The 18,517-nt window shown below is 70.6% G+C and carries 19 protein-coding genes; 13 read left to right on the top strand and 6 right to left on the bottom strand.

Annotation, left to right across the window (positions count from 1 at the left end; genetic code table 11):
• The first annotated feature begins 22 nt into the window (after nucleotides 1-22).
• Nucleotides 23-694, top strand: a complete 672-nt coding sequence (locus tag ACFVWW_RS08085) for a thymidine kinase (protein ID WP_384188367.1) — start codon at nucleotides 23-25, stop codon at nucleotides 692-694.
• Here the strand turns inward: ACFVWW_RS08085 and ACFVWW_RS08080 are convergent.
• Nucleotides 666-1,442, bottom strand: a complete 777-nt coding sequence (locus ACFVWW_RS08080; RefSeq protein ID WP_384188365.1) for a VOC family protein — start codon at nucleotides 1,440-1,442, stop codon at nucleotides 666-668. The genes ACFVWW_RS08085 and ACFVWW_RS08080 overlap by 29 nt on opposite strands.
• A gap of 211 nt (nucleotides 1,443-1,653) precedes the next feature.
• Between ACFVWW_RS08080 and ACFVWW_RS08075 the strand changes: the two genes are divergently transcribed.
• Nucleotides 1,654-2,484, top strand: coding sequence for a sulfurtransferase (locus ACFVWW_RS08075; RefSeq protein WP_386876626.1), 831 nt, complete (start codon nucleotides 1,654-1,656; stop codon nucleotides 2,482-2,484).
• 84 nt (nucleotides 2,485-2,568) lie between these two features.
• Here the strand turns inward: ACFVWW_RS08075 and sepH are convergent, their stop codons facing one another.
• From sepH to ACFVWW_RS08060, 3 genes are all read right to left on the bottom strand, one after another.
• Nucleotides 2,569-3,606: a septation protein SepH gene (gene sepH / locus ACFVWW_RS08070; RefSeq protein ID WP_384188362.1), complete on the bottom strand. Its 1,038-nt coding sequence runs from the start codon at nucleotides 3,604-3,606 to the stop codon at nucleotides 2,569-2,571.
• A 1,476-nt stretch (nucleotides 3,607-5,082) separates the two neighbouring features.
• On the bottom strand, nucleotides 5,083-6,408 hold the full coding sequence (locus tag ACFVWW_RS08065) for a D-arabinono-1,4-lactone oxidase (RefSeq protein ID WP_386876624.1): 1,326 nt from the start codon (nucleotides 6,406-6,408) through the stop codon (nucleotides 5,083-5,085).
• Nucleotides 6,350-7,615: an MFS transporter gene (locus ACFVWW_RS08060; protein ID WP_386876622.1), complete on the bottom strand. Its 1,266-nt coding sequence runs from the start codon at nucleotides 7,613-7,615 to the stop codon at nucleotides 6,350-6,352. Before ACFVWW_RS08060 ends, ACFVWW_RS08065 begins: the two co-directional genes overlap by 59 nt.
• Before the next feature lie 134 nt (nucleotides 7,616-7,749).
• Here ACFVWW_RS08060 and ACFVWW_RS08055 point away from each other — a divergent pair, with 134 nt between their 5' ends.
• Nucleotides 7,750-8,877, top strand: a complete 1,128-nt coding sequence (locus tag ACFVWW_RS08055; protein ID WP_386876620.1) for a ferrochelatase — start codon at nucleotides 7,750-7,752, stop codon at nucleotides 8,875-8,877.
• A gap of 12 nt (nucleotides 8,878-8,889) precedes the next feature.
• Nucleotides 8,890-9,714 (top strand): inositol monophosphatase family protein, encoded by an 825-nt coding sequence (locus tag ACFVWW_RS08050; protein ID WP_384329548.1) that lies wholly within the window; start codon nucleotides 8,890-8,892, stop codon nucleotides 9,712-9,714.
• A gap of 160 nt (nucleotides 9,715-9,874) precedes the next feature.
• Here ACFVWW_RS08050 and ACFVWW_RS08045 read toward each other — a convergent pair whose 3' ends face one another.
• Nucleotides 9,875-10,048 carry a hypothetical protein gene (locus tag ACFVWW_RS08045; protein WP_384188351.1) on the bottom strand — a complete coding sequence of 58 codons (174 nt, stop codon included), beginning with the start codon at nucleotides 10,046-10,048 and terminating at the stop codon, nucleotides 9,875-9,877.
• Nucleotides 10,049-10,396: 348 nt separating this feature from the next.
• Between ACFVWW_RS08045 and ACFVWW_RS08040 the strand changes: the two genes are divergently transcribed.
• From ACFVWW_RS08040 to ACFVWW_RS08025, 4 genes are all read left to right on the top strand, one after another.
• Nucleotides 10,397-11,050, top strand: coding sequence for a response regulator transcription factor (locus ACFVWW_RS08040; protein ID WP_386876617.1), 654 nt, complete (start codon nucleotides 10,397-10,399; stop codon nucleotides 11,048-11,050).
• A 5-nt stretch (nucleotides 11,051-11,055) separates the two neighbouring features.
• Nucleotides 11,056-12,291, top strand: coding sequence for a sensor histidine kinase (locus ACFVWW_RS08035; RefSeq protein WP_386876615.1), 1,236 nt, complete (start codon nucleotides 11,056-11,058; stop codon nucleotides 12,289-12,291).
• A gap of 403 nt (nucleotides 12,292-12,694) precedes the next feature.
• Entirely contained in the window at nucleotides 12,695-12,991 is a 297-nt protein-coding gene (locus tag ACFVWW_RS08030) for a DUF4193 domain-containing protein (protein ID WP_030902691.1), read from the top strand.
• Nucleotides 12,992-13,003: 12 nt separating this feature from the next.
• On the top strand, nucleotides 13,004-13,918 hold the full coding sequence (locus ACFVWW_RS08025) for a hypothetical protein (protein ID WP_386876613.1): 915 nt from the start codon (nucleotides 13,004-13,006) through the stop codon (nucleotides 13,916-13,918).
• Between the two features lie 82 nt (nucleotides 13,919-14,000).
• Here ACFVWW_RS08025 and ACFVWW_RS08020 read toward each other — a convergent pair whose 3' ends face one another.
• Entirely contained in the window at nucleotides 14,001-14,459 is a 459-nt protein-coding gene (locus tag ACFVWW_RS08020; RefSeq protein ID WP_384329554.1) for a DUF3093 domain-containing protein, read from the bottom strand.
• 58 nt (nucleotides 14,460-14,517) lie between these two features.
• Here ACFVWW_RS08020 and ACFVWW_RS08015 point away from each other — a divergent pair, with 58 nt between their 5' ends.
• The 5 genes from ACFVWW_RS08015 to kdpA all read left to right on the top strand — a co-directional run bounded on the left by ACFVWW_RS08015 (nucleotide 14,518) and on the right by kdpA (nucleotide 18,491).
• Nucleotides 14,518-15,138 (top strand): PaaI family thioesterase, encoded by a 621-nt coding sequence (locus tag ACFVWW_RS08015; RefSeq protein ID WP_386876611.1) that lies wholly within the window; start codon nucleotides 14,518-14,520, stop codon nucleotides 15,136-15,138.
• Nucleotides 15,135-15,650, top strand: coding sequence for a dUTP diphosphatase (gene dut, locus ACFVWW_RS08010; protein ID WP_384188343.1), 516 nt, complete (start codon nucleotides 15,135-15,137; stop codon nucleotides 15,648-15,650). Before ACFVWW_RS08015 ends, dut begins: the two co-directional genes overlap by 4 nt.
• A 1-nt stretch (nucleotide 15,651) precedes the next feature.
• Nucleotides 15,652-16,440 carry a DUF3710 domain-containing protein gene (locus ACFVWW_RS08005; RefSeq protein ID WP_386876609.1) on the top strand — a complete coding sequence of 263 codons (789 nt, stop codon included), beginning with the start codon at nucleotides 15,652-15,654 and terminating at the stop codon, nucleotides 16,438-16,440.
• Nucleotides 16,441-16,733: 293 nt separating this feature from the next.
• Nucleotides 16,734-16,823 carry a K(+)-transporting ATPase subunit F gene (kdpF, locus tag ACFVWW_RS08000; protein ID WP_033264828.1) on the top strand — a complete coding sequence of 30 codons (90 nt, stop codon included), beginning with the start codon at nucleotides 16,734-16,736 and terminating at the stop codon, nucleotides 16,821-16,823.
• Between the two features lie 3 nt (nucleotides 16,824-16,826).
• Nucleotides 16,827-18,491 (top strand): potassium-transporting ATPase subunit KdpA, encoded by a 1,665-nt coding sequence (gene kdpA, locus ACFVWW_RS07995; protein WP_386876607.1) that lies wholly within the window; start codon nucleotides 16,827-16,829, stop codon nucleotides 18,489-18,491.
• Nucleotides 18,492-18,517 lie beyond the last annotated feature (26 nt).

The following is an 18,517-nucleotide window of genomic DNA, read 5'->3' as shown; positions in this document are numbered from 1 at the left end:
CCCGAAAGGCCGTCACCCCCCGATGCCAGAGCTGGTGTTCTTCTCCGGAACGATGGACTGCGGAAAGAGCACCCTCGCTCTTCAGATCGAGCACAACCGCTCCGCGCGCGGACTCCAGGGCATGATCTTCACGCGTGACGACCGGGCCGGCGAGGGCAAGCTCTCCTCCCGCCTCGGCCTGGTCACCGACGCCGTCGAGGCCCCCCAGGACTTCGACTTCTACGCGTATCTCGTCGACCGGCTCTCGAAGGGCGGCCGTTGCGACTACGTCATCGCCGACGAGGCGCAGTTCCTGGCCCCCGGCCAGGTCGACCAGCTCGCCCGCGTCGTGGACGACCTGGAGCTGGATGTCTTCACCTTCGGTATCACCACCGACTTCCGCTCGAAGCTCTTCCCCGGTTCGCAGCGGCTCGTGGAGCTGGCCGACCGGGTCGAGGTCCTGCAGGTGGAGGCGCTCTGCTGGTGCGGCGCCCGGGCCACGCACAACGCGCGGACGATAGGCGGCGCCATGGTGGTCGAGGGCGCCCAGGTCGTCGTCGGGGACGTCCATCAGTCCGGGGACGAGGTCGGGTACGAGGTGCTGTGCCGGCGCCATCACCGGCGCCGGATGACCGCCGCCTCCGCCCGGGCGGCCACGCTCTCCCCGGACGTGCTGCCGGTCGAGGTCAGTGACCGGCCGACCGTACGATCGTGAAGACCGCGCCCTCCGGGTCCGCGACCGTCGCGAGCCGCCCGTTCGCGCTCTCCCGCGGCGACTGGAGCACATGGCCGCCCAGCTCGGTCACCAGCTGCGCGGCGGCGTCGGTGTCGTCCACCTCGAAATAGGTCATCCAGTGCGCGCCCCGGTCGCGGGCGAGGGCCCGGCCCACCCCGTGCAGTGAGGCGACCGGGCGTCCCTCCAGGCGCAGCGTCAGAAAGTCGAAGTCGGCGGAGACGACCGGCTCCACGTCATAGTCGAAGAGCGCCTCGTAGAACTTGCCGACCGTGGACGTCTCGCGCGTGATCAGCTCGTTCCACACCGGTGTGCCATGGGCCCCGGCCACCGCCGTTCCGACGTGCGCCGCGGCCTGCCAGATCCCGAAGACCGCGCCCGTGGGGTCCGAGGCTATGGCCATCCGGCCCGCCTCGGCCGCGTCCAGCGGCCCGACGCCGACCGTACCGCCGCGGCTTCTGATCGTATCGGCGGTCGTATCGGCGTCGTCCGTCGCCAGATAGGTCGTCCAGGCGATCGGGAGATGGCGGTCGGGCGGCAGCTGACCGATGCCCGCGATCTCCTTGCCGTCGAGCGTGCCGCGGACATACGGTCCGAGCTGCTGCGGTCCCGGGTGGAAGTCCCAGCCGAACAGCGCTCCGTAGAACTCCTCGGTCGCGGCAAGGCCGTGCACCATCAGACTCACCCAGCAGGGTGTGCCGGGTGTGCGCCGGATCGCTGCCTCGGTCATCGTCACTCTCTCCTCCGACCATCGGGGCGGCCGTGCGGGGGGCCGGGCGCGCGACGCCGAGTGGAACGGCCGTGCGCCGGAGCAGATGCTCGCACCCGCCGGCGCGCGGCGCTGCCCGGCCGCGCCGCTCTTGGCGTGATCTCGATTCGGTGTTTACCACCCTTTTCTCGGCCGTTATGGGCAGGGCGGAGCGTACGGGAGGATGGCACCCATGACAGCCATCATCACCGCAGCCGAACTCGCCAGCGAGTCGGCCGGGCCGCGCCGGCTCGTGCTGCTCGACGTCCGCTGGCGGCTGGGCGGGCCTCCCGGCCGCCCGGAGTACGAGGCCGGGCATCTGCCGGACGCCGTCTATGTCGACCTCGACACGGAACTCGCCGGTCCGCCCGGCGCGGGCGGCCGGCACCCGCTGCCCGACGTGGCGGCCTTCGGCGCGGTGATGCGCCGCGCCGGTGTCTCCCAGGACACGCAGGTGGTGGTGTACGACGGCGGCCAGGGCTGGGCGGCGGCCCGTGCCTGGTGGCTGCTGCGCTGGACGGGCCACGCGGACGTCCGGGTCCTGGACGGCGGCCTCGCCGGCTGGCCCGGTCCGCTCTCCACACGGACCCCCACCCCGGCGGCGGGCGATTTCGATCCCGTCCCCGGCTCCCTCCCGCTGCTGGACGCGGACGGCGCGGCGGCGCTGGCCCGCGACGGTCTGCTGCTGGACGCGCGGGCGGCCGAGCGTTATCGCGGCGATGTCGAACCGATCGACCGGATCGGCGGCCATATCCCGGGCGCCGTCTCCGCCCCTACAACGGAAAATGTGGCTGAAAACGGCAGCTTCCTCGCGCCCGGGACGCTCGCCTCCCGCTTTGCCGGGCTCGGCGCCACGGACGACACCCAGGAGATCGGCGTCTACTGCGGCTCGGGTGTCTCCGGAGCCCACCAGGTCCTCGCCCTGGAGATCGCCGGCTACCGGGGAGCGCTGTACGCGGGCTCCTGGTCCGAGTGGTCCGCGGACGAGTCCCGCCCGGTCGCCAAGGGCCCCGACCCGCAGTAGAGCGCCCGGCGGGGCGACCCGCGCTCATGGCGGAGGGGCCCGTACGCGCACGGCGTACGGGCCCCTCCGTTCCGTCGTACGTAGCTACTCCTGCTTCTTGCGGCGCGTACCGAACACGATCTCGTCCCAGCTCGGCACCGCGGCGCGGCGGCCCGGGCGCACGCCGTCCGCCTCCGCCTGCCGGTCCGTCGTGCCCGTGAGCCGGTCCCGGTGACCGGTCACCGACCGGGGCATCAGCACATCCGCGTACGCGGACCCCGCGCCGGCCGAGGCGGCGGGCGCGATCGGCTCCTCGGCGTCGGGATCCTCCGCCGGATCGATACCAGGCGGCTCCGGCGGCGCGGGCCGCTCGGGCACCACCATGTCGCCCCGGAAGCTCGGCACCGCCTCCAGCAGGCTGGTCAGGGAGTCCCGCTCGCTGGTCTCGTCGGACTCGGGCAGCGCGGGCCGCTCCAGCTGACGGTCGAGGGAACGGTCCAGCGGACGGTCGCGCGGCAGCCGCGCGATCCGCGGAACGAACGGAAAGCTCGGCTCCTGGGTGGTGACCGTGTCGTCGGTGTCACCGATCAGCGCGCGCGCCTCGTCGTCGACGGCCTGGACGAGCCGCCGCGGCGGGTCGTACGTCCAGCTCGCCGAATGCGGCTCGCCCGCGACCCGGTAGACCAGCAGGACCTCCCACGTGCCGTCATCACGGCGCCAGGAGTCCCACTGCACGGTGTCCTTCTCGGCGCCGCGCAGCGTCAGCCGCTCCTGCACCGCCTCGCCGAGCTGGGGGCCCGCGTTCTCGCCGGGGCGGCGCACCGCGGTCTTCCTGGCCCGCTCGGCCATGAAGGCGCGCTCGGCGAGCACAGGACCCTCGAAGCGCCGGACCCGGTCGACGGGGATCCCGGCGAACTGGGCGACCTCCTCGGCGGAGGCACCGGCACGTATACGGGCCTGGATGTCGCGCGGCCTGAGGTGGCTCTCCACCTCGATCTCGATCTGACCGAGACGGGCACGGTCGTTGCGCACGGCGGCGCGCAGCCGCTCGTCGATCGGAAGCGTGTATTCCGTGCTGTCGGCAGCCTTGAGCACCAGTCGTGTGCCGTCGTTTGAGACGGCCACGACACGCAGTTCGGGCATGGGAACCTCCCGGGTGGTGCCTGCCGACGTCACGTGCGTCGCTGCTTCCGCTAGTCGAGTGTGGCGTGCCCGGGTGCAGCCTGCCACAACATTGCCGTGTTGCCCGGCGTGTCGGGCATGGGCCCTGGATCGCCGTTCTGGCACGGTTACCTGTTTGCGACACGGAGTGACAGACCTGGTCACTCCGTGCAGCAGGCGCCCGTGCGGTGCCGCGGCGCCGCCGGTTCGAGTGCCACGTTCGGCCCCCTTCCCGTTGGTTCCGGACGCCCATGAGGGAGTCCGGCCCCAGGGCTCGCCACAGTACTCCATTCGGGCCATGCGGGTGGACCGCCGCGCCGCCCAAGTTCTCCCTGGGCAGGGGAGTTGGGGTCCGGAAGCGGCCACGAACGAGTGGCATGCTTCACAGAATCTACAAAAACGGAACTATTCGCTCCGCTCAACTGTCCTTTCCTGGTGCACGGTGGGACAGATGGGCAAGCAGGGGCTGGAGATGCATCAGAGGCTGGACGGCAGTGCGAAAAGCGGCGAAAGCGGGGCAGAGAAGACGGGGCGGCGACTCGATCTGAGCGTGCCGCAGGTCGCGGGCAGCGCGCTCGCGGCGGTCACGGCAGCGGTGCTCGCCTCCCAGCTCGGCGTGTACGGCACGATGATCGGCGCGGGTGTGGTGAGTGTGGTGGCCACATGTGGCGGTTCGGTGTTCCAGTTCCTGTTCCGGCGCACCGGCGAGCAGATTCGCGTGGTCACGGTCCAGGCGAAGCCGGGAGGCCGTCAGGTTCCGGTACGGGGCCGACCGGGTGAGCCGGGCTCCCGGGACCACGCGCAGCCGAGTGATCCGCGCGATCCGGGTGACGCGACCTGGATGCTGCCTCAGCCGGAGGGCCTGGACGGGGAGTTCGGCGACTCCACGACGCACGGCACCCGGGTACGGGGCTGGAAGCGCCCGGTCCTCGCGGCCGTCGCCGTCTTCATGGTGGCGATGCTCGGTATCACCGGGTACGAACTGATCTCCGGTCAGGAGCTCAGCGGGGGCCGGGGGACGACCGTCGGCTCCGTCGTGGGCGGTGGCGGCGACAGGACCGTACCGTCGGACGATCCCGCCAACTCCCCGGATCCCGGGGGGGGGGGGAACAGGGGCAGACGCCGGGCGGCGCGACCCCGGGCGACGGCGGGAGCGCCGGCCCGAGCGGGTCGCCCGACGGCGGGCCGAGCACCGGCACGGGACCGGGCGACGGGAGCGGCGCCTCGCATTCTCCGGGGCCCAGCCCCTCGCCCTCCGGGGGTGACGGCGCGTCGCGGACCCCCAGCCCGACGCCGACCCCCTCCGAGAGCAAGGGCGACGGCGCGGGCGACAGCACCGGCACCGGCCCCGGCAACAGCGGTGCGGCGAGCCAGGACACAGGTTCGGGCTCCCGTTCCGGCTCCGGCACGGCGGGTCAGTAGGACAGGCATCGGGGTCAGTAAGGCAGGCATCGGCCGTCAGTCCCCCAGGACCCGCCGCAGATAGTCGTTGCCGAACAGCCGGTCCGGGTCCAGCCGGTCCCGTACCGCCGTGAACTCACCGAAGCGCGGATACACCCCGGACAGATACTCCGCGTCTCGAGTGTGGATTTTCCCCCAGTGCGGCCGGCCGCCGTGCGCGGTCAGGATCCGCTCCACCGCGGTGAAGTACGCGCGGTACGGCGTCCCCCGGTAGAGATGCACCGCGATGTACGTGGTCTCCCGGGCCGAGGCCGTCGAGAGCACGATGTCGTCCGCGGGCGCCGTCCGTATCTCCACCGGAAAACTCACCCGCAGTGGCGAACGCTCGATCATCGCCTTGACCTCGCGCAGCGCCCCGATCGCGGCCCCCCGCGGCAGCGCGTACTCCATCTCCACGAAGCGGACCCGGCGCGGCGAGGTGAAGACCTTGTAGGGAATGTCCGTGTACGTACGGGCGGACAGGGCGCGGCTGGAGAGCTTGGCGACGGCGGGGATGGTCGCCGGAACGGCCCGGCCGAGGGAACAGGCCACCTGGAAGACGCCGTTGGAGAGGAATTCGTCGTCGATCCAGCCGCCGACCCTGCCGGGCGGGGCCGCGGGGCCCGCGCTGCGGTTGTTGCGCTTGGTGGTGCAGTTGCCGGTGTGCGGGAACCAGTAGAACTCGAAGTGCTCGTTCTCGGTGACGTGCTGGTCGAACTCGGCCGTGACCCGGTCGAAGGTCATCGGCTCCTCACGGGCCGTCAGCAGGAAGACCGGCTCCACGGCGAGGGTGACAGCGGTGATCACGCCCAGCGCGCCGAGCCCGGTCCGGGCGGCGGCGAAGATGTCGGGATTCTCCTCGGCGGAGCAGCGCAGCAGCGAGCCGTCCGCCGTGACGAGCTCCAGCGCACGGATCTGGGCGGCGATCGAGGCCGAGTCACGGCCGGTGCCATGGGTGCCGGTGGAGATCGCGCCGGCGACGGTCTGCTCCATGATGTCGCCCATGTTCGTGAGCGACAGGCCCTCCCTGGCCAGCGCCGCGTTCAGCCGTCTGAGCGGGGTGCCGGCCTCTAAGGTGACGGTGCCCCCGGCCCGGTCGATGTCCCGGATGCCGGTGAGCAGATCGGGCCGTATCAGCACCCCGTCGGTGGCCGCGGCGGCGGTGAAGGAGTGTCCCGTGCCGACGGGCTTGACCTTGAGCCCGGCCTCGGCCGCCTCGCGTACGGTCTCGATGAGCTCCTCGACGGAGGCCGGGGAGACCACCCGGGCCGGGCGGGCGGTGACGTTACCCGCCCAGTTGCGCCACGCCCTCGTGGTCGTCGTGCCTGTCCGGTTCCTGGTCATCCGCCCCGCGCCCTCCCCGAATCGGTACCGGCTCGCGCAGCCGGCGATACCCCAGCAACGCCACCACGGCCGCGGCCGCGCCCGCCGCGACGGGCACCACGTACGCCGCCTCGGCCCCGGCCGCGTCGACCACCCAGCCGGCGGCCGACGAGCCGAGCGCCACACCGACCGCGAGCCCGGTACTGGTCCAGGTCATGCCCTCGGTCAGCTTGGTGCGCGGTACGTGCGCCTCGACGAGGGCCATGGTGGTCACCATCGTCGGTGCGACGGAGAGGCCCGCGACAAAGAGCGCCGCGGCCAGGAGCGGCAGATTCCCGGCCAGTTGGAGGGGGATCATACTCAGGGCCATCGCGCAGACTCCCACCAGCCACCTGCGGGGGGCCGGGCCCTGGAGATGCAGCAGCCCGAACACCACGCCGGCCAGGCACGATCCCAGCGCGTAGACCGCCAGCACCAGACTCGCCGCGGCCTTGTGGCCCTCCTCCTCGGCGAAGGCCACCGTCACCACGTCGACCGCGCCGAAGATCGCCCCGGTCGCCACAAAGGTCAGCACCAGCACCCGCAGACCGGGGGAGCGGAGCGCCGAACCGCCGGTGTGCTCGTCGCGCGGCCGCGGTACGGGTTCGGTGGCCCGCTGCGCCGTCAGCCAGAGGACACCGACCACCAGCAGGACGGCCGCGAGGAGCGGCCCCGCCGCCGGGAACCAGGCGGTCGACAGCCCGATGGAGATGATCGGGCCGAAGATGAAGCACACCTCGTCGACGATCGACTCCCAGGAGTACGCGGTGTGCAGCTCGCGGGGTGAGCCCCGGTAGATCGCCGCCCAGCGCGCCCGCACCATCGAGCCCACGCTCGGCACACAGCCCGCGCCCGCGGCGAAGACGAACAGGGTCCAGTCGGGGGCGCCCCGCTGGGCACAGATCAGCAGCCCCGCGACGGCCGCCACCGCGATCAGGGTCGCCGGGCGCAGGACACGTCCCTGGCCGTGCCGGTCGACGAGCCGGGAGATCTGCGGGCCCAGCACCGCGGCTGACATCGCCAGCGTCGCGGTGAGCGCTCCGGCCAGCCCGTAACGGCCGGTGAGCTGGGAGATCATCGTCACGATGCCGATGCCCATCATGGCCAGCGGCATCCTGCCGATCAGGCCGGCCGTGCTGAATCCCCTGGTACCGGGAGCGGCGAAGATCGCGTGGTAGGAACTGGGCAACGGAACGCTCCGGTAAGGAATGAATTGGGCCGGTACAGCTTACGGCCGCGTCCGCGCGGTGCGCGCCGGGATTTTCGGGTGCGGAACCGGGGCGCGGTGGTCCGGCGGACCGGGCCGGATGGCAGGATCGAAACATGCCCGAACAGCTTGCGACTTCTCCTTACGATGCCCTGCTCCTGCTGTCCTTCGGCGGCCCCGAGGGCCCGGACGACGTAGTGCCGTTCCTGGAGAACGTGACGCGTGGCCGTGGCATCCCCACGGAGCGGCTCAAGGAGGTGGGGCAGCACTACTTCCTGTTCGGCGGGGTCAGCCCGATCAATGAGCAGAACCGTGCCCTGCTGGACGCCCTGCGCAAGGACTTCGCCGGGCACGGCGTGGATCTGCCGGTCTACTGGGGCAACCGCAATTGGGCGCCCTATCTGACCGACACCCTGCGCGAGATGGCCGCGGACGGCCGACGCCGGATCGCCGTCCTCGCCACCAGCGCGTACGCCTCGTACTCGGGCTGCCGCCAGTACCGCGAGAACCTCGCCGACGCGCTCGCCACCCTGGCCGCCGAGGGGCTCGAACCGCCCCGGGTGGACAAGCTGCGCCACTACTTCAACCACCCCGGTTTTGTGCGTCCCATGGTCGACAGCGTGCTCGCCTCGCTCGCCGACCTGCCGCAGGACGTACGCTCCGGGGCGCACCTCGCCTTCACGACCCACTCCATCCCGGTTGCCGCGGCCGGCACCTCGGGGCCCCCGGAGGCACACGGCGACGGCGGCGCCTATGTGGCAGAGCATCTCGACGTCGCCCGGCTGATCGTGGACAGCGTGCGCGAGCAGACCGGCGTGGACCACCCCTGGCGGCTCGTCTACCAGTCGCGCAGCGGCTCCCCGCACATCCCGTGGCTGGAGCCGGACATCTGCGACCACCTGGAGACGCTGCACGGCGAGGGCGCCCCGGCCGTCGTGATGGCCCCCATCGGCTTCGTCTCGGACCATATGGAAGTCCTGTACGACCTCGACACCGAGGCCACCGCCAAGGCCGCCGAGCTGGGGCTGCCCGTCCGCCGCTCGGCGACGGTGGGGGCGGACCCGCGCTTCGCCGCCGCCGTACGCGATCTCGTCCTGGAACGCGCCGCCACCGAGCGGGGGCGCGCGGTGGAACGCTGCGCGCTGGGCGCGCTCGGCCCGAGCCATGACCTCTGCCCGGTCGGCTGCTGCCCGGCCCGTGCCCCCAGGCCCGCGGCCGCGGGCGCCGACAGCCCGTACGCCTGAAGGAGCCCAGCTGTGACCGACGTACCGACCGACGCACCGACCGACGCCCTGGCCGGCGAACTGCTCTCCCTCGCCCTGGAGGCGGCGCGCCGGGCGGGCGCGCTGCTGCGGGACGGCCGCCCCGACGATCTGGCCGTCGCCGCCACGAAGTCCAGCCCCATCGATGTCGTCACCGAGATGGACATCGCGGCCGAGAAGCTGATCACCGGCTATCTCGCCGAGCACCGCCCCGACGACGGCTTCCTCGGCGAGGAGGGCGCCAGCTCGGCCGGCAGCAGCGGTATCCGCTGGGTCATCGACCCGCTGGACGGCACCGTCAACTATCTCTACGGGCTGCCGACCTGGGCCGTCTCCATCGCCGCGGAACGCGACGGCGAGACGCTCGTCGGGGTCGTCGAGATCCCGATGCGCCGCGAGACCTTCCGGGCCGTGCGCGGCGGCGGCGCCTTCGTCAACGACCGGCCGGTCACCTGCCGCCCGGCCCCGCCCCTGGAACGGGCCCTGGTGTCGACCGGCTTCAACTACGTCACCTCCGTCCGCAGCCACCAGGCGGAGATCGCCGCCCGGCTGATCCCGCAGTTGCGCGACATCCGGCGCGGTGGCTCGGCGGCCGTGGACCTCAGCGATGTCGCGGCCGGCCGGCTGGACGGCTACTTCGAGCGCGGACTGCACCCCTGGGACCTCGCGGCCGGCGATCTCATCGCCCGCGAGGCGGGCGCGCTCACCGGTGGCCGCCCCGGCACCCGGCCCGGCTGGGACCTGACGGTGGCCGCCGCGCCGGGCGTCTTCGAGCCCTTGACGGCGCTGCTGGAGGAGTACGGCGCCTGGCACGACTGAGGGGTGGTCCCCGCCGGGCGGGGCACATGGAAGGGCCCCGGCGCCATCCCCTGGCACCGGGGCCCTTCTCGGTAGATGTGCGGCTCGACAGGTGTACGGCTCTGTGCGGCTCTAGCCATCGTTAGGGCTGTTCAGGACCTGTACGGCTGGGGTGTGCGGGTCAGACGCTGGCGGCGCCGACCTCCACACCGTGTTCGGCGGCGAGCCGGCGAAGATCGTCCAGCTCTTCCTGATCGACATCCACAAGGAAGTCGTCGCCCGTTTCACGGGCATGGTTGAGATCTGTTTCCGTGGCCTTTATGCGCTGCAGAAGCCCGGCGGTGAACGCGTCCATTGCGCCCCCTCGTCGTGGGTCAGTGGCACGGGGGTGTGCCGACGTCTTGGTCAGTGGCACGGGGGTGTGCCGACGGCGGATGGATCACGCACCCTCTGCCTCTGGATGACAGATAAGGGTGTGGCATGCCACAAACAGGGCGTGATCTCGGGTGTGAAGTCGTCTTGCCCAGGCACCGTCATCGAGAAACCTCAACCTGCAAAGAATCCGGTCCATTCCCGGATGCGCCTGGTCACCGGGAACGTCTTACCGCCGGTTTATGGGCGTAACGGGCAGGATGGAGCCGCACAACCAGTGATACAAGCTGCCCTGATCAGCGATGACGGGCCCAGAGGAAGGACCAGCGACGTGCGCGTACTCGTCGTCGAGGACGAGCAACTGCTCGCCGATGCGGTGGCCACCGGACTGCGCCGGGAGGCCATGGCCGTCGACGTCGTGTACGACGGGGCGGCCGCCCTGGAGCGTATCGAGGTCAACGACTACGACGTGGTGGTGCTGGACCGGGACCTTCCGCTGGTCCACGGCGACGACGTCTGCCGCAAGATCGTCGAGCTGGGGATGCCCACCCGGGTCCTCATGCTCACGGCCTCGGGCGATGTCAGCGACCGGGTCGAGGGCCTTGAGCTGGGCGCGGACGACTATCTGCCCAAGCCCTTCGCCTTCACCGAGCTCACCGCCCGGGTGCGGGCGCTCGGCCGCCGTACGACCGTGCCGCTGCCCCCCGTCCTGGAGCGCTCGGGGATCAAGCTCGACCCCAACCGCCGTGAGGTCTTCCGCGAGAGCAGGGAGATCCAGCTGGCACCCAAGGAATTCGCGGTGCTCGAGGTCCTGATGCGCAGCGAGGGCGCGGTCGTCTCGGCCGAGCAGCTGCTGGAGAAGGCCTGGGACGAGAACACCGACCCGTTCACCAATGTCGTCCGGGTGACGGTCATGACCCTGCGCCGCAAGCTCGGGGTGCCGCCCGTGATCGTCACGGTGCCCGGCTCCGGTTACCGGATCTGATGCCCGTGGCAACGACCCCGGTGCCTCCCACGGCACCTCCGAAACCCACCTGGGATCCGAGGCGGCCGGAACCGGCCGCCCTCCCCTGGGTACGGCCGACCATCCGGATACGTCTGACGCTGCTGTACGGCGGGATGTTCCTGATCGCCGGCATCCTGCTGCTCTCGATCATCTATCTGCTGGCCGCACAGGCCCTGCATGTGGGCAGCGAGCTGCCCTTCAAGATCGTGACGGGCAAGGTGAGCAGCGACGTCTGCAACTTCCCCGACCAGGCACCGCCCGAGCAGTTCAACGCGGCGATGAACAGCTGCGTCAACCACCAGCGCAAGCAGGCGCTCGACGATCTGCTCACCCGCTCGCTCTTCGCCCTGGTCGGCCTCAGCATCATCGCCTTCGCGTTCGGCTACGCGATGGCCGGAAGGGTCCTGTCGCCGCTGGGCCGGATCACCCGCACCGCGCGCCGCGTGGTCGGCTCCGACCTGTCCCGCCGGATCGAGCTGGACGGCCCCGACGACGAGCTCAAGGAGCTGGCCGACACCTTCGACGAGATGCTGGAGCGGCTGGAGAGGGCCTTCACCGCGCAGCAGCGCTTCGTCGCCAACGCCTCGCACGAGCTGCGGACACCGCTCGCGATCAACCGCACCCTGCTGGAGGTCCATCTCTCGGATCCGGGGGCGCCCACGGAGCTCCAGCAGCTCGGCAGGACCCTGCTGGCGACCAATGAGCGCAGCGAGCAACTCGTGGAGGGGCTGCTGCTGCTCGCCCGCAGCGACAACCAGATCGTGGAGCGAAAACCGGTCGATCTCGCGGAGGTCGCCAGCCACGCGGTGGACCAGTGTCTGGCCGAGGCGGAGACGAAGGGGGTGGAGATCCGCGGTGAGCGGGTGCCCGCCGTCGTCCAGGGCAATGGCGTCCTGCTGGAGCGGATCGCCCTGAACCTGGTGCAGAACGCCGTCCGGTACAACGTTCCTGAAGGAGGCTGGGTCGAGGTGACCACCGAGATCCAGCAGGGCCAGGCGGTCCTGCTGGTGTCGAACACCGGGCCGGTCGTTCCCGCGTACGAGATCGACAACCTCTTCGAGCCGTTCCGGCGGCTGCGCACGGAGCGGACGGGCAGTGACAAGGGCGTGGGCCTCGGCCTGTCGATCGCCAGGTCCGTCGCCCGCGCCCATGGCGGACGTATCTTCGCGGAGCCCCGCGAGGGCGGTGGCCTCGTGATGCGCGTCACTCTTCCGGTCTGAGATGAAGCGCTCGGCGATCGGCGACAGATTACTTTGTTCGCTTTGCGCGGAATTTACAGGACGGATTTCCGGCGGGGCCATGTGTGATCGATCACAGGGTCGAATTCCCGCCTATCCACTCTCCGTGATCAGGACTCCAGTGGAAAGCCGGTAAAGTCCGGGTTTCCAGGGGCCGGGATCACGGGAAGTACACGGGGTGGCGCCCGTGGAGTGCGACCTCAGGACCGTGTACGGTCCCCTTCGCCACCTGAAGCCGATCACTCATCAAGAGTGCGGTTGGGTGTCGATTGAGTAACAGACCTTGATGTGAGGCAAAATCTCCGCCTCAGGTCGGGCACAAGTCCGGCCTCTCACGCGTTACGTGCGCTGAAGACACCACAGACACCCAGAGGGGGAGAGCGACATGGCAACGGATTACGACACCCCACGCAAGACCGATGACGACGTCGATCAGGACAGCCTTGAAGAGCTGAAGGCCCGTCGGAACGACAAGTCGACTTCCGCGGTAGACGTCGACGAGTTCGAACAGGCCGAAGGCCTCGAGCTGCCCGGCGCGGATCTCTCCAACGAGGAGCTGTCCGTCCGGGTCCTGCCCCGGCAGGCCGACGAGTTCACCTGCATGAGCTGCTTCCTTGTGCACCACCGCAGCCAGCTGTCCAGGGAGAAGAACGGTCAGCCCATCTGCCGCGACTGCGACTGAGGTCAGGTCGGCGTGACAGACGATTCACCGTCCCGGAAACGGCGCTTCCGGCGCAAGGGTTCACCGGAGGTGCATGAGGGCGGCACAGGCCCGGCAGATGGCACTCAGCCACCTGCCGAGCACTCCGCCCTCCTGCCCCACCCCGGCGCGCACGACGACGAGCGGGGCCTCAGGGCCTCGCTCGAAGCGGCTCAGGACGACCACGGCGGCTCCACGACCCGGGGCCGGCGCCTGGACGCCGTCAAGCGCGGAGTACGCAAGGGAAGCGACAGCGCCAAGACGGCGCTGGCCCATATCGCCGACCGGATCATCGAGAACGCTCCTCGGGTTCCGGTCCGCGATCTCGCGACCCTGCGCAAACAGTTCCCGGGCCTCGGCCCCGAGGAGCTGGCCGACAAGCTGGTCGCGGGCGCCGCGAACAGCAGCTCCACGGTCGGCGCGGGCATCGGCGCGGCCGCGATGCTGCCCGTACCGCCCGCGATGCCGGCCGAGCTGGCAGCCGAGATCACGGCCATCGCCGCGATCGAGATGAAGCTCATCGCCGAGCTGTACGAGGTCTACGGACAGCGTCCGCCCGGCAGCCTCAAGGAGCGGAGCACCGCCTATCTGACGTCCTGGACGGAGGAGCGCGGGGTCGACATCAGCAAACCGTCGACGTTCAACGGCGCGCTGAGCGGCCGGATGAAGCGCGAGCTGCGCCAGCAGATCATGAAGCGCACGATACGCAGCCTGCCGAACCTGGTTCCCTTCATGATCGGCGCGGCGGTCGGCGCGATGATGAACCGGCGGGACACCATGAAGGTCGCCGAGCGCATCCGGAAGGATCTGCGCGCCCGCCAGATTCCCTGGGACGCGCTGCCGGCGCTGCCCCCGCTGGAGGGGCCCAAGGAGCTTCCGCCCGAGCTGCCCGGGGAGTTGGACCGCTAGCGCCCGTCCGGCGCCCTGGGGGTGTCTTATCGATCTTGTCGGGCCCGCGGAGAAGCGGGCCCGCACTTCTTCCGGCCCGGCGTCAGCCGGTCCGTACGGCGTCCAGCGCCGCCGCGAGCGCCTTCGGGTTCCGGGTCGACAGATATACGTACGGTGTCGGGTCGTCCGGGTCCGTGATCTCCACGCGCAGCGCCGTCGGCACATAGCTGCGCAGCAGCATGAAGGCACGGGGGTCGGCCTTGTGCAGCCGCCAGGCGCGCGCCTCCTCGCTGCCGAGTACCTCGGCCGCACCGAGCGCCGAGACCGGGATCCTGGCGTCGCCCGCGACCAGCGAGTCCGCCACCACCCGGATCCGGGCGGAGCCGTAGGAACTCACCCCCGCCGCGGCCAGCGCGCCCGCTCCGATCAGCCCTCCGAGCAGCGGCAGCGTCCCCAGCGGCAGCAGGATCAGGCCACCCGCGACGGCGATCAGGGCGGCGATGCCCCACCAGGAACGGGGTGCGGTCAGGCGTTCGTCGTAGTGCGCGGCGGATGGCTCCATGAAGCCAAGCTTGGCACGGTGCTGTTCACGGGCGACCGCGCGGGTAAGGTCTGCGCCTGTGAGTAACGCGCCATCCCCGGGGACGCCCCCCGGACCCCCCGCGGGAGCGGGGTATCTGACGCCGCCGGCCTACGCGAAGCCGCCGGTACGGCACCCCGATGCCCCGGCCCCCGGTGAGCTGCTCGGTGCGCACTACGAGCACTGTTTCGGCTGCGGCGAGGCACAGCCGCACGGGCTGCGGCTGCGGGCCCGCGCCGGTGAGGGCGTGCGGATCACCGCCGAGTTCACGGTGCAGCCGGCCCACCAGGGCGCCCCCGGCCTCGCGCACGGCGGCGTACTGGCCACCGCGCTGGACGAGACGCTCGGCTCGCTGAACTGGCTGCTGCGGGTGATCGCGGTGACCGGGCGGCTGCAGACCGACTTCGTACGGCCCGTACCGGTGGGCACGCTGCTGTATCTGGAGGCCGAGACCACCGGCGTCCACGGGCGCAAGATCTACTGCACGGCGACCGGCAGGCTCGGTGGCCCCGAAGGCCCCGTCGCCGTCCGTGCCGACGCCCTTTTCATCGAGGTCAAGGTCGACCACTTCACCGACCACGGCCGCCCGGAGGAGATCCGGGCGGCGATGGCCGATCCCGACCAGATCAAGCGTATCCGCGCGTTCGAGGTGAACCCATGAGCCGAGCCCCTGTCGACGTACTGATCCGCCGTACCGACCCGGACGTACCGCTTCCGTCGTACGGGCACCCGGGCGACGCCGGAGCCGATCTGGTCACCACGGAAGCCGCCGAACTCGCCCCGGGGGAGCGGGCCGTGCTGCCGACGGGGGTGTCCATCGCGCTGCCCGACGGGTACGCCGCCTTCGTGCACCCGCGCTCCGGGCTGGCCGCCCGCTGCGGTGTCGCCCTGGTGAATGCCCCGGGGACGGTGGATGCCGGGTACCGTGGAGAGATCAAGGTGATCGTGGTCAATCTGGACCCGCGCGAGAGCGTGCGGTTCGAGCGGTTCGACCGGATTGCCCAGCTGGTCGTCCAGCAGGTCGAGAAGGTGCGCTTCCACGAGGTGGCGGAACTTCCCGGCTCCGCGCGGGCCGAGGGGGGCTTCGGGTCCACCGGCGGTCATGCCGCTGTGGGCGGGATTCAGGGTGGGAATCGATACGCTTCGGTCGTATCCGACCGGGAAGGACAGTGACGTGTTCGGACGTCGCAAGAAAAGTGGTTCCGCAGAGGACGCGGCGGACGCAGCGGGCGAGGCCGAGCAGTCCGTAGACGGGGCCGGTGCCGACGCTGATGGTGTCGGCAACGACGCGAAGCCGGCGCCCCGCAGGGCGAACCTTCCGCCGGCGCCCCGGCCCGACGGGCCGTGGGACATCTCCGAGGTCTCCAGGCCCGACGAGGGCCGGGTCGACCTGGGCGGCGTCTTCGTCCCCGGAGTCGAGGGGATGGAGCTGCGTGTCGAGGTCGCCGGTGACGCGATCGTCGCGGCCACGGTCGTCGTGCGCGACAGCGCCGTACAGCTGCAGGCCTTCGCGGCACCCAAGAAGGAAGGCATCTGGGGCGAGGTGCGCGAGGAGATCGCCTCGGGCATCACCCAGCAGGGCGGCATCATCGACGAGGTCGAGGGTCCGCTGGGCTGGGAGCTGCGCGCCCAGGTCCCCGTACAGCTGGCGGACGGCACCGGAGGCGTACAGCTGGTGCGCTTCATCGGTGTCGACGGACCGCGCTGGTTCCTGCGCGGGGTGATCTCCGGGCAGGGCGCGGTGCAGCCCGAGGCCGCCGGTCTGCTGGAGCAGATCTTCCGGGACACCGTCGTCGTACGCGGCGAGGGACCGATGGCGCCCCGCGACCCGATCGTCCTCAAGCTGCCGGACGACGCGCAGATGGTGGCCGAGGGCGTCCAGCAGGACGAGCAGGAGGGCTCCCGCTTCTCCGGTGGCATGGGACAGCTGCAGCGCGGTCCCGAGATCACCGAGGTGCGCTGACACCCCGACTCGACACAGCCGTGGCCGGTGGGCCGCATCCCTTTTCCAGGGGTGCGGCCCACCGGCGTTTTCGCTGGTCATGCGTGTTGCCATATGGAGTACGTCAAGCCGGGGGCCCGCGCCGTACAGGACCCGTCAACAAACGGCTGGACCGCCGGATCAGAGGGTTTCCTCAGGGAGTCAGAATTCCCGGAACTCATCTAGGAGCACACGATGGCCGATGTGGCCTTCGTCGTCACCACGATCGCGGTTTTCGCGCTGGTGGCCCTCATCGCCAAGGGGGTGGCAAAGCTGTGACCGCCGAGAACATCGTCGGCCTTGTCGTGGCCGTCGCCCTGCTGGGCTATCTCGTCCTCGCCCTCGTCTTCCCGGAGAGGTTCTGAGCGATGAGCCCCGTCCTCGCCGGTGTGCTCCAGCTGCTCGCGCTCATGGTGGCGCTCGGTCTGGCGTACCGCCCGCTCGGCGACTACATGGCCGGTGTCTACAGCTCGCCCAAGCACCTCAGGGCCGAGAAGTGGATCTACCGGGCCATCGGCGCCGATCCCACCACCGAGATGCGCTGGCCCGCCTATCTGCGCGGTGTCCTCGCCTTCTCCGCGGTGAGCGTCCTCTTCCTGTATCTGCTCCAACGGGTCCAGGGCAGCCTGCCCGGGTCGCTCGGCTTCTCCTCGATCGACCCGGACCAGGCCTTCAACACCGCCGCGTCCTTCGTGTCCAACACCAACTGGCAGTCCTACTACGGCGAACAGGCCATGGGCCATGTCGTACAGACCGGCGGGCTCGCCGTCCAGAACTTCGTCTCCGCCGCCGTCGGTATGGCCGTCGCGGTGGCGCTGGTACGGGGCTTCGCCCGCTCCCGCACCGGTGAACTGGGCAACTTCTGGTCGGACCTGGTGCGCGGCATCGTCCGTATCCTGCTGCCGATCGCCGTCATCGGCGCGCTCGTGCTCGTCGCCTGCGGCGCGATCCAGAACTTCGCCGGGATCCACGAGGTGGGTCAGTTCACGGGCGGTTCGCAGCAGTGGAACGGCGGCGCCGTCGCCTCCCAGGAGGCCATCAAGGAGCTGGGCACCAACGGCGGCGGCTACTTCAACGCCAACTCCGCCCACCCCTTCGAGAACCCCAACGGGATATCGAACCTCTTCCAGATCTTCCTGATCCTGGTCATCCCCTTCGCGATCACCCGCACCTTCGGCAGGATGGTCGGCAGCGTCCGGCAGGGGTACGCGATCCTCGCCACGATGGTGACGATCTGGATCGGCTTCACCGCGCTGATGATGTGGACCGAATTCGCGCACCACGGACCGGCGTTCGACATCGCCGGCGGCGCCATGGAGGGCAAGGAGACCCGCTTCGGGATCGCCGGCTCGTCGATCTTCGCGGTGGCCACCACGCTCACCTCGACCGGCGCGGTCAACTCCTTCCACTCCTCCTACACCGGCTTCGGCGGCGCCATCACGATGCTGGGCATGCAGCTCGGTGAGATCGCACCCGGCGGTGTCGGCTCCGGCCTCTACGGCATTCTGATCATGGCCGTCATCGCGGTGTTCATCGCCGGCCTGATGGTGGGCCGTACGCCCGAATACCTGGGCAAGAAGATCGGTACCCGCGAGATCAAGTTCGCCGCGCTGTACATCCTGATCACCCCGGCGCTGGTGCTCTGCTTCACCGCCGCGGCCATGGCGCTGCCCACTCCGGCCGACTCCATGACCAACTCCGGTGCGCACGGCTTCTCCGAGATCCTGTACGCGTACTCCTCGGGCGCCAACAACAACGGCTCGGCCTTCGCCGGACTCAACGCGGACACCCAGTGGTTCAACACCACCATCGGCCTCGCCATGCTGCTCGGCCGCTTCCTTCCCATGGTGTTCGTCCTCGCGCTGGCCGGCTCGCTCGCCGAGCAGAAACCCGTACCCGAGACCGCGGGCACGCTCCGTACGCAGCAGCCGCTCTTCGCCGGGCTGCTCGTCGGCACGATCCTGATCGTCACCGGTCTGACCTATTTCCCGGCGCTGGCGCTGGGGCCGCTGGCCGAGGGGCTGGCGTCATGACCACTCGTCTGAAGCAAGAGGACTCG

This window comes from Streptomyces sp. NPDC058198 (assembly GCF_042882605.1).
Lineage (GTDB): Bacteria > Actinomycetota > Actinomycetes > Streptomycetales > Streptomycetaceae > Streptomyces.
The sequence above is the reverse complement of the archived record's forward strand: the minus strand, read 5'-3'. Positions and strand labels throughout refer to the sequence as shown.

What these genes read in the sequence shown, in the direction of transcription:
- ACFVWW_RS08085 (WP_384188367.1), top strand. Translation starts at nt 23, where the DNA reads ATGCCAGAGCTGGTGTTCTTCTCCGGAACGATGGACTGCGGAAAGAGC.
- ACFVWW_RS08080 (WP_384188365.1), bottom strand. Translation starts at nt 1,442, where the DNA reads ATGACCGAGGCAGCGATCCGGCGCACACCCGGCACACCCTGCTGGGTG.
- ACFVWW_RS08075 (WP_386876626.1), top strand. Translation starts at nt 1,654, where the DNA reads ATGACAGCCATCATCACCGCAGCCGAACTCGCCAGCGAGTCGGCCGGG.
- sepH (WP_384188362.1), bottom strand. Translation starts at nt 3,606, where the DNA reads ATGCCCGAACTGCGTGTCGTGGCCGTCTCAAACGACGGCACACGACTG.
- ACFVWW_RS08065 (WP_386876624.1), bottom strand. Translation starts at nt 6,408, where the DNA reads ATGACCAGGAACCGGACAGGCACGACGACCACGAGGGCGTGGCGCAAC.
- ACFVWW_RS08055 (WP_386876620.1), top strand. Translation starts at nt 7,750, where the DNA reads ATGCCCGAACAGCTTGCGACTTCTCCTTACGATGCCCTGCTCCTGCTG.
- ACFVWW_RS08045 (WP_384188351.1), bottom strand. Translation starts at nt 10,048, where the DNA reads ATGGACGCGTTCACCGCCGGGCTTCTGCAGCGCATAAAGGCCACGGAA.
- ACFVWW_RS08030 (WP_030902691.1), top strand. Translation starts at nt 12,695, where the DNA reads ATGGCAACGGATTACGACACCCCACGCAAGACCGATGACGACGTCGAT.
- ACFVWW_RS08020 (WP_384329554.1), bottom strand. Translation starts at nt 14,459, where the DNA reads ATGGAGCCATCCGCCGCGCACTACGACGAACGCCTGACCGCACCCCGT.
- dut (WP_384188343.1), top strand. Translation starts at nt 15,135, where the DNA reads ATGAGCCGAGCCCCTGTCGACGTACTGATCCGCCGTACCGACCCGGAC.
- kdpA (WP_386876607.1), top strand. Translation starts at nt 16,827, where the DNA reads ATGAGCCCCGTCCTCGCCGGTGTGCTCCAGCTGCTCGCGCTCATGGTG.